8 protein-coding genes are annotated in these 9,612 nt (G+C 35.5%); 5 read left to right on the top strand and 3 right to left on the bottom strand.

All coding sequences use genetic code 11. The features are described from left to right. The coding region (locus I7822_RS20945; protein ID WP_207978019.1) for an IS3 family transposase at positions 1-87 on the top strand (87 nt) is incomplete at its 5' end. 185 nt (positions 88-272) lie between these two features. On the opposite strand, the gene I7822_RS20940 is transcribed toward I7822_RS20945, so the two are convergent. Together I7822_RS20940 and I7822_RS20935 are read right to left on the bottom strand one after the other, a co-directional pair. Continuing rightward, positions 273-1,244, bottom strand: coding sequence for a formylglycine-generating enzyme family protein (locus I7822_RS20940; protein WP_207981014.1), 972 nt, complete (start codon positions 1,242-1,244; stop codon positions 273-275). 59 nt (positions 1,245-1,303) lie between these two features. Next, positions 1,304-2,347 (bottom strand): LacI family DNA-binding transcriptional regulator, encoded by a 1,044-nt coding sequence (locus I7822_RS20935; RefSeq protein ID WP_207981013.1) that lies wholly within the window; start codon positions 2,345-2,347, stop codon positions 1,304-1,306. 403 nt (positions 2,348-2,750) lie between these two features. Between I7822_RS20935 and I7822_RS20930 the strand changes: the two genes are divergently transcribed. From I7822_RS20930 to I7822_RS20920, 3 genes are all read left to right on the top strand, one after another. Then, on the top strand, positions 2,751-4,529 hold the full coding sequence (locus tag I7822_RS20930) for a sulfatase (RefSeq protein ID WP_207981012.1): 1,779 nt from the start codon (positions 2,751-2,753) through the stop codon (positions 4,527-4,529). 99 nt (positions 4,530-4,628) lie between these two features. Beyond that, on the top strand, positions 4,629-6,014 hold the full coding sequence (locus I7822_RS20925; protein WP_207981011.1) for a glycoside-pentoside-hexuronide (GPH):cation symporter: 1,386 nt from the start codon (positions 4,629-4,631) through the stop codon (positions 6,012-6,014). A 70-nt stretch (positions 6,015-6,084) separates the two neighbouring features. Further along, positions 6,085-7,575 (top strand): sulfatase family protein, encoded by a 1,491-nt coding sequence (locus I7822_RS20920; protein ID WP_207981010.1) that lies wholly within the window; start codon positions 6,085-6,087, stop codon positions 7,573-7,575. 179 nt (positions 7,576-7,754) lie between these two features. Here the strand turns inward: I7822_RS20920 and I7822_RS20915 are convergent, their stop codons facing one another. Then, positions 7,755-7,898 carry a hypothetical protein gene (locus tag I7822_RS20915; protein ID WP_207981009.1) on the bottom strand — a complete coding sequence of 48 codons (144 nt, stop codon included), beginning with the start codon at positions 7,896-7,898 and terminating at the stop codon, positions 7,755-7,757. A 386-nt stretch (positions 7,899-8,284) separates the two neighbouring features. Between I7822_RS20915 and I7822_RS20910 the strand changes: the two genes are divergently transcribed. After that, positions 8,285-9,148: a YitT family protein gene (locus I7822_RS20910; protein ID WP_207981008.1), complete on the top strand. Its 864-nt coding sequence runs from the start codon at positions 8,285-8,287 to the stop codon at positions 9,146-9,148. Positions 9,149-9,612: the final 464 nt, after the last annotated feature.

The following is a 9,612-nucleotide window of genomic DNA, read 5'->3' as shown; positions in this document are numbered from 1 at the left end:
ATGGTTTACTATAACAATTACCGTTATCAATGGAATTTAAAAAAGATGACCCCTAACCAATATAGGAATCATCTTCTAGTTGCGTGACTCTTTTTTTCTTGTGTCCTTGACACGGGTGCCAGTTTAATTTGATGTGGTTCCACATGTTAGGTCTAGTCGTGAAATAAAAGTGATTTAACCAACAATAAAAAGAATCTTCAACTATTATTCAAAATAGAAAGTTGAAGATTCTTTTATTCTTTTTTTATTATCTTAAGAGTTTATACAAAAGGTTACACATCTGCCACACATCGAAACCCTAAATGCCCTGATGAACTATCTGGTGTATTTGAGGTACGGGCAGCAACACGGTAACGATTACAATAAGAAACATGACATAAATAGGAGCCCCCACGCATGATCCTTGTTTCACCTGTTGATGGTCCCCCGGGATTTGTACGTCCTCCACGATTGTGAATACTTCTGTTAAACCAATCGGAACACCATTCCCATACATTTCCGGACATGTTATATAGACCATAACCGTTTTCAGGGAAAGATTTCGCCGGAGCTGTCCCGTTAAAACCATCCTCGAGAGTATTTCTTTCAGGAAATTTTCCTTGCCAAATATTACAGTAATGCTCACCATTAGGAGTTAATTCATCACCCCATGGGTATCTTTTTTGCTCAAGGCCTCCGCGTGCAGCATATTCCCATTCAGCTTCTGTTGGCAATCGCTTACCAGCCCATTTACAAAAGGCTTGGGCATCATTCCAGGTTACATGAACAACTGGATGATTCATACGGTCATCGATCGTTGAGCCTGGACCTTCTGGTTGATACCAAAAAGCACCATTTACCCCACACCACCAAGGGGTCGAAACAACTCGATTTACCTGACCTAAAATCTGTGGGGGTAAGAAACTGTAAAACACAAATGACCAACCAAATTTTTCTGATTCGGTTACATATCCAGTAGCTTGTACAAATTGCTTAAATTCAGCATTCGTTACAGCATAACGATCGATTAAAAAAGGATCTACTTTTACTTTCCGAACAGGACCCTCACCATCAGCAGGAAAACCTTCTTTTTCATTTGTTCCCATTAAAAATTCTCCACCAGGAATATATACCATTTTATCTTTAAATTGAGCCTCAGTTGATGTTGTGATTTCTTGAGTTGGTTGTGTTATAGGTTCCTTGTCTTGAAGTGTTTCTCCTCTTTTAATTGAAGAACAACACGACATCTTTTGTTCATTTTTCATTTCGTCACATCCTTTAAAATATAAACGACTCAGCTTGAGCAGGGTGTTTTCAGTCCAAATCAGATATTGCTGAAATCTGTCATGTACTTAACAGATTTCCGTTCTATGATCTTTGAATCAATAATCATTTCCTTAGAATAGTCTTGTGACCCTCGTATATATTCAAAGAGGACATTAGCAGCTTCAACCCCCATTTGATAGGCTGGTACATAAACACTTGTCACGGAAGGAAAGCATTTTTCAGCTTCTTGATATTTATGTTCGATCGTCATGATCGAAACGTCTTCAGGAACAGACAATTGTATATTGTTTAAAAAGTTAATTGTCTGTTGGATCTTTGATAGATCATGAACCAATAATGCTGAAGGTTTATCTTCACCAGTGAAAATGTCCCTTAACAAGTCAAGATAAGGCTCCACGTTTTCTGGATCAAAATAATGCTCAATCTTTAGCACTTCATTATGTTTATCTTCCTTGAACTCACGAATCACTGACTCTAATCTTTCGTCTAAACTAATAACAGCTACATGCCGATGACCCCTGCTATAAAAATAGTCCAATACATCTTTATTATATTGTTTAAATTGAGCGTAAACATTAAGCCCGTTATTATGGAAAAGTTTTTCACCAATATATACCATGGGCAATTTTAGATTTAGTAGCTCTAAGAAGGAAGAGCATGCAATAGGAGCACTACCTAGAATAAGGCCATCTATACGGTTTTGTTTAATAAAAGAATAATACTGAGGTCTACATTTATCCGATAGAATTTGTTCTCTATCATTCATTTCATTAATCAAAAGGAGATGATATCCCGATTGAATCAATACATCGTTAACTCCTTTTATAAACTCTAGGATATACGTACTTGATAAAATTTCTTTTGAGTCAACTAAAGGGGGGAAATATAATCCGATTAATTTGGTTTCATTTTTTGCTAAGTTTTGGGCAACAACGTTAGGTATATAATTTAATTTATCAACTGCATCATATACTTTTTTTTCCGTTTTGCTGCTTACATACCCACTTTTATTTAAAACTCTTGAAACGGTTGAAATAGAAACTCCAGCTAAATTTGCTACGTCATAGATAGATGCTTTCATAAATGATCACCACAATAATATGTTTTTGAAAGAAAAACATATTATGTTCCTTTCAAAGATAAAAGAAAGTTTTAATTGTGGAAGTGCTTCCACAATTAAAACTTATCAAATTTATTAACGATGGTCAATCGATAATGATGATTTCTAGAATAACAATGTATAACATTTTGTTATACCCTATAAATTAATTGTTATTGCATGGTTTTTAAATATCTGATAAATTTGTTGCATAGAAAGTAAAAGCGCTTCCACATTATTAATATTTTTGAAATTTATATTGTAATTCATTGTAATTTTTATTTTTTACAATTTGTAAAAGCGCTTTTATATTTTAGGAATAACTCTTCAAAAGATACAAAGCGATTTTGATTCAGCAGAAAAAATAAAAGAGGAGATGAGAACAATGCGAGCAATTATGGTGATGTTTGATTCACTAAATCTGCATATGCTTCCAAACTATGGATGTGACTGGACACATGCTCCGAATTTTAAACGGTTAGGAGAGAAGACAGTCGCATTTGATCAGTGTTACGCGGGGAGCTTACCGTGTATGCCAGCAAGAAGAGAGCTCCATACAGGACGTTATAACTTTTTACATCGTAGCTGGGGTCCTATTGAACCGTTTGACAATTCAATGCCAGAAATGTTGAAAAAAAATGGTGTATACACACATTTAGTAACAGATCACCAGCATTATTGGGAAGATGGTGGCGCCACATATCATCCAAGATATAGTTCCTTCGAGATGGTTCGTGGACAAGAGGGTGACCCATGGAAAGGTCATGTAAAAGATCCAGAAATTCCAGAAACTGAAACACCAGAGCCGTTTGCTAGTTCTAATATGTTTAAACAAGATATTGTTAATCGAAGTTATTTTGAATCAGAAGAAAAACATCCACAGGCTGTTACATTTTCTTTAGGAATGGATTTTATCCAAAAAAACAAAGACGAAGACAATTGGTTTCTACAGCTAGAGACATTTGATCCTCATGAACCATTTTTTGCTTATCAACAATACAAGGATCTGTATCCTCATGAGTATAATGGTAAACATTTTGATTGGCCACCTTATTATTTTGTTCAAGAATCGGATGAGGTTGTAGAACATGGTAAGTATGAATATGCAGCACTATTAAGTATGTGCGACAATTATTTAGGAAAAGTCATGGACATGATGGATGAACATGATATGTGGAAAGATACAATGTTAATTGTTAATACAGATCATGGATATTTATTAGGTGAGCATGGATGGTGGTCCAAAAGTGTGATGCCGGTCTATGATGAAATTGCTCACACGCCACTATTCGTTTGGGATCCTAGAGAAGGTAAAAAAGGAGAAAGAAGACAGTCGCTCGTACAAACAGTAGATTTAGCTCCTACTTTACTTGAATTCTTTGGTGTTCAATTACCTGATGATTTGGATGGAAAGCCGTTAAGACAAGTGATTCACTCAGATCAGCCAATTCGTGAAACCGCTTTATTTGGATTCCATGGAGGTCATGTCAATATAACAGATGGGAAATATATCTATATGAGGAGTCCTGTCTCTCCAGAAAATAAACCGTTATTTGAATATACATTAATGCCGACACATATGAGACAGCTATTTTCTCCAGGGGAATTACAGAACATTGAAATACAAGAGCCGTTTTCATTTACTAAAGGGTGCCAAACAATGAAAACTCAAACTAGGAGCGGGTTTGTTAACGCATTTCAATATGGATCAAAACTGTTCAACTTAACAACAGATCCAGAACAAAAAGAGGAAATTGAAGATCCGGAAATTGAATTGATGTTAATCAAAAAAATGGCGGAGCAAATGAGAAAAAATGATGCACCTAAGGAACAATTTGTTCGATTAGGTATTCCTGAGGATGGAATCATGTCTATTGAGGAATTAATGAAACAGAAAGAAGCTATTAGGAAAGCTGAACAAATAAGTATATTAGAGGAGCATCAATGGGATAAAGCTGCACAAAATCAAATCAGGGCATTACTAAATATTACACCTGAGCTTGCCCGACAAGATCTGTTAAAGAAGTTTGAAGAATTTATAGTAGGTTCCATATTCAATAGGATATCTGCTGAAAGTGTTGAGAAATTTATTGATATTTCTTTACTAGATGATGAAAAGGAAAAAGCAAAGTATTTCATTGGATTAGCGGGTCGTACAAGCTAATTAGGAAAAGGTTCTTTTAAATGGGCTTTATTATATGGAATGACAGGAAAGCTAATTTTTCAAAACATTTTAATTTTACATTACTAAGGAGGCAAGGATATGAGTTCACAGAATGCAAGTGTCAAAAAAAGTGAGATATTTTTATATTCTTTTGGTGGATTTGGTTCAAACCTATTATTTATCTATACTGTATCTTTCTTAATGTATTTTTATACCGATGTATTTAAGATTTCACCTGCTGCGGTTGGTACCGTATTTTTAGTTGTTAGGCTTATTGATGCATTTTTGGACCCTTTGTTAGGAATGCTTACGGACAGAACAAGAAGTAGATGGGGAACATTTAGACCTTGGTTAATTTTTGGTTCACCACTATTAGCTATGACAACTATGCTATTATTTACTGCTCCTGATTTAAGTCCATCAGGAAAATTTGCTTATGCAATTGCAACCTATGTTGGTTACTCTTTTGTATCTTCTATTGTGAACATACCATATCACGCTTTGAGCGCAGTTATAAGTAAAGATCCTAGTCAGAGAAATTGGTTAGTAACAGCGAAAAACTTAATGGGTAACCTTGGAGGTTTAGCGGTGTCTGGTTCAGTACTTCCTTTAGTTGCTTATTTTGGAAGTGGACAAAAAGGATGGTTTTTGGCAACACTCTTGTTTTCATTATCTACCATTATTTCATATTTACTTTGTGCACATGGTGCAAAAGCTCATGATACAAATGAGGTCATTACTGAAAATGCCTTACATTCACATAACGCACATCCTTCAATAAAAGAACAAATTAAATTAATTTCAACAAATGGCCCATTACTAGCGTTATTGGCTGCTACTGTAGTAAAGACTGGAGCATTGATCATAAATTCTGCAGTAGCTATTTACTATTGGCAATATAACATGGATAGACCAGATCTTTATACACAATTATTTATTTGGGGTACAGCCCTAGCGATTCCTATCTATTTTGTTATTCCACAACTAGTGAAAAAGTATGGTAAGAAAAACATATTAAATATCAGTTGTTTTATCACAATGCTTCCATCGGCTATATTGTTAATGACTCCTCCTGAGAATGTAATGCTAATCTTTGTTTTATCTGTTCTTGTAAAGGTTTTAGTTCCATTTACAGCTGTATTGCCATGGATGATGTTACCAGATTGTGTGGATTTCGGAAAATGGAAAACAGGTATCAACGGTTCTGCTACGGTTCATTCTACGATGATTTTTACAAATAAAGTTGGTGCAGCTATTGGAGGTCTTCATTCTGGGGCATTATTAGGAGCTGCTGGATATGTTGCAGGACAAGAACAAACACCTGAAGCTTTAAGTATGATTTCTAATTTATATTTCCTAGTACCGATTATCGGATTTGGAGTTAGTTTATTGCTTATTTGGAAATTCTATCCGATAACGAATGCGATACATTCAAAAATATTAAAAGAGATTGATGATAAAGAAAATAATAGAGAAGCTGTTTAGTATGAAATTATCTTTATCAAAAAAGTAATAGATAGACGTAACTAGAATGAGTAAACGGAGGAATTTTTAAATGAAGAAAAAACCTCATATTATATTATTTAATCCTGATCAATGGAGAGGCGACGTCATGGGGCATATGGGAAATGCTGCTGCCATTACGCCGAATTTAGACAAACTAGTTTCTGATGATGCTGTTTCTTTTCGAAATGCATTTTGTCAAAACCCAGTATGTACTCCAAGCCGATGTTCATTTATGTCTGGCTGGTACCCACATGTAAGAGGACACCGGACGATGTATCATATGATGAGTCCTGAAGAGCCAGTATTGTTAAAGCAACTGAAGGATGAAGGGTATTTTGTCTGGTGGGGCGGAAAAAATGATCTTGTACCATCTGAAAATGGATTTGAAGCTTATTGTGATGTTAAATATGTTCCTGAAAAACAGCCTAAACCTATGTTTGGTGGGGTATACCATGGTACTAAAGATAATTGGCGAGGAGAACCTGGTAGTGATACTTACTACTCCTTCTTTGTGGGTGAGCTTAAAGAGAGAAGTGATGAAGATTACTATTATGATTCAGACTGGGCGAATATTTTAGGAGCTATTGATCTAATTAAAAATGCACCTGAAGATAAGCCAATGTGCATCTATTTACCAATTCTTTATCCACATCCTCCATATGCAGTAGAGAAGGAATGGTACAAGCTTGTAGATAAGTCACTTTTACCAGAACGAATTTCAGTGGACAAACTTTCAAATAACAAACCATCTATGCTGTCAGGACTGAGGGAGAAATATAACATGCAAAGTTGGACAGAGGACCAATGGACAGAACTTCGAGCAACCTATTATGGTATGTGCTCACGTGTGGATTTTCAGTTTGGTCTGTTATTGGAAGCGCTTAAAGAAGCAGGGATTTATGATGATACGGCAGTCTTTTTCTTTTCAGATCATGGGGATTTCGCCGGAGATTACGGACTTGTTGAAAAAACACAAAATACATTTGAAGACTGTTTGACAAGAGTACCATTTATTGTAAAACCTCCCGCAAATAGTGCGATAGAACCTAGAATAAGTGATGCACTCGTAGAACTGGTTGATTTAACTGCTACAGTGCAACACTATGCGGGAATTACACCTGATTATACTCATTTTGGTAAATCATTGGTTCCGATTATTAGTGGAGAAACAGATAACCACCGAGATGCTGTATTCTGTGAAGGTGGACGTCTGAATGGGGAATTTCATGCCAATGAATCAGCACCCGCAAACGAGGATCCTTCGATGTTGTATTGGCCGAGAGGGGAAATGCAACGCAGTGAGGGGCCAGAGCATACAAAAGCTACGATGATTCGTACAAAGAAATTCAAATATGTGCGAAGATATTATGAAACGGATGAATTATATGATTTAGAAAAAGATCCTGGAGAAACTGAAAATAAAATTGATGATAGCTCATTATCGAATGTTCTGGTTGACTTAAAAGAGAGAATGCTAGATTTCTATCAAGAGACTTGTGATGTGGTTCCTCAAGTGAGATCAAGTAGAGAAGCGAAGTAATGTTCTGGAAGTAAATATATTTAACTAAGAATGTTAGAATTCTTAAAAATAGGATGTTGTTACTTGTAAATACTTGCAAGTAACAACATTTTGTAAAACCAAAGCTAGTAAAAGCCAGCATTGAGTAAAAACAACGATAAAAATCCCTATCACCTAGATCGTTCAATACGTTTTGCCGATTATTGGGAATCATCTTCTTGTTGTTCAGATGGTTCTTCGCTTGGATCTGGCTCATCTTCATCCACACCATCGTCGCATGCTACTAATAACCCCATGGACAAAATGGCTGTCATCATTCCAAACAAGTATTTATTTTTCTTCATGGAAGGCATCTCCTTTCATCTGAATGGATACATCCCGTTTTCCCTAAAAACTTTATTGCTAAACTCCGTAATCTGACATTTCTCAACTTAACCAGCTAAGCCAAAATCCCTTTAAATTTGATTAACTTATTGCTCCTGGGATTAGTAAAGTACTAATCCTAGTTTTTTTCTGTTCTATTATGGGAAAAGATTTTCTTTCAGGTTATATATCATTGATAGGGCAAAGAATTCGAGTTTTTGGTGGAAATAGCATAATATAGAAGGAGGAAGACATGGAAGTTTTTGTGATTATTTAACGTGGGTATCGATAACCCGGACCACCGCGACCAAACAGTGGAAATTTAGGATGATATTGATAAAATTCCAGGAATTAAGGTGAGAAATATATGAAAAAGCATAAGCCTAAAAAACTAAAAATGATTTTACGAGGATTGATGGTAATTATTGGTGGATTTATAGCGGCGTATGGACTAGAAGCTGTATTAATCCCAAACAACGTATCTGATGGGGGTGTGACAGGTCTTAGTATCGTTGGTTCACAACTGTTTGGATTACCCTTAGGAGTTCTAATTGCAGTTATAAACATTCCTTTTATCTGGCTAGGCTATCAACAAATTGGTAAAAATTTTGCAATTTATTCGACTATTGGAATAGCTTCACTAGCTGTTGGTACAATCCTTATGCACCATACCCCAGCGATTATTGAAGGAGATACTTTATTAGTTACCGTTGTTGGTGGAATTATCCTAGGTTTTGGGATGGGGTTAGCATTGCGGAATGGAGGAGCATTAGATGGAATTGATATGCTAGCTGTACTGCTATCTCGAAAATTACCGTTTGGGACAAGTGATCTCATTCTTTTCTTAAACACGTTTGTATTTATTGTCATTTCAACCGTATTCGGTCTACAAGGAGCAATTCTTTCGGCAATTGCTTACTTTATTGCTTCTAAAGTGATTCACATCGTTGAAGAAGGTTTAAGCGGCTCAAAAACCTTTACAATTATCACAACTCAACCCAAATTAATGGTAGAGACTATACGTGATCGCTTAGGTCGAAGTGCGACATATAAAGAAGCTTACGGTGGTTATTCCCATGAAAAATTTAAGGAAATCACATGTGTCATTAACCGCTTAGAAGAAAGCAAAATGAAAGAAATTATTAATGAAATCGACGAATCTGCTTTTGTTACGGTATATGACGTAGCGGAAGTTAAGGGTGGTAATTTCAGAAAACATAATATTCATTAGGTGAAATTTTAGAAGAAGACTCAGCTCAAAGAACCTTTAAATTACTATGTTTAGGCAGTCCTTACAATAGGGACTGCCTTTAAGTATTTTATCAGCAATTGGAAGTGTTTTTGTAATAAATAGAAACACTTTTTTTCACCGTAAGCAGGATAGTGGAAGAAGGAACTATCCTAAACTATCTAAAGAACTATATGGTGAGAGTGCTTTAAATAGTATTTATGATGCCAACTACTTTGCTAATTATCTAGATAGTATTTTGCAAAGGGATTAATTTAACAGAGGCACCCAGTAACAAGTTATTTAACTAGGTTTCCCTATTTTTCGTACGAATTTAATATAAATTATGATCAGCAATCAGGGGATAGGGAATCTATTAATAATCTATTAACACAACTAAATCTGAGTAGATAAAATCGTCTTAAATCCATGATAATACTGGAAAGAGGTGTTTTTTATTATATTAG

The sequence above is a fragment of the Metabacillus bambusae genome, assembly GCF_017497975.1.
In the GTDB taxonomy this organism is placed as follows: domain Bacteria; phylum Bacillota; class Bacilli; order Bacillales; family Bacillaceae; genus Metabacillus; species Metabacillus bambusae.
This window is presented reverse-complemented; position numbering and strand designations above follow the sequence as displayed.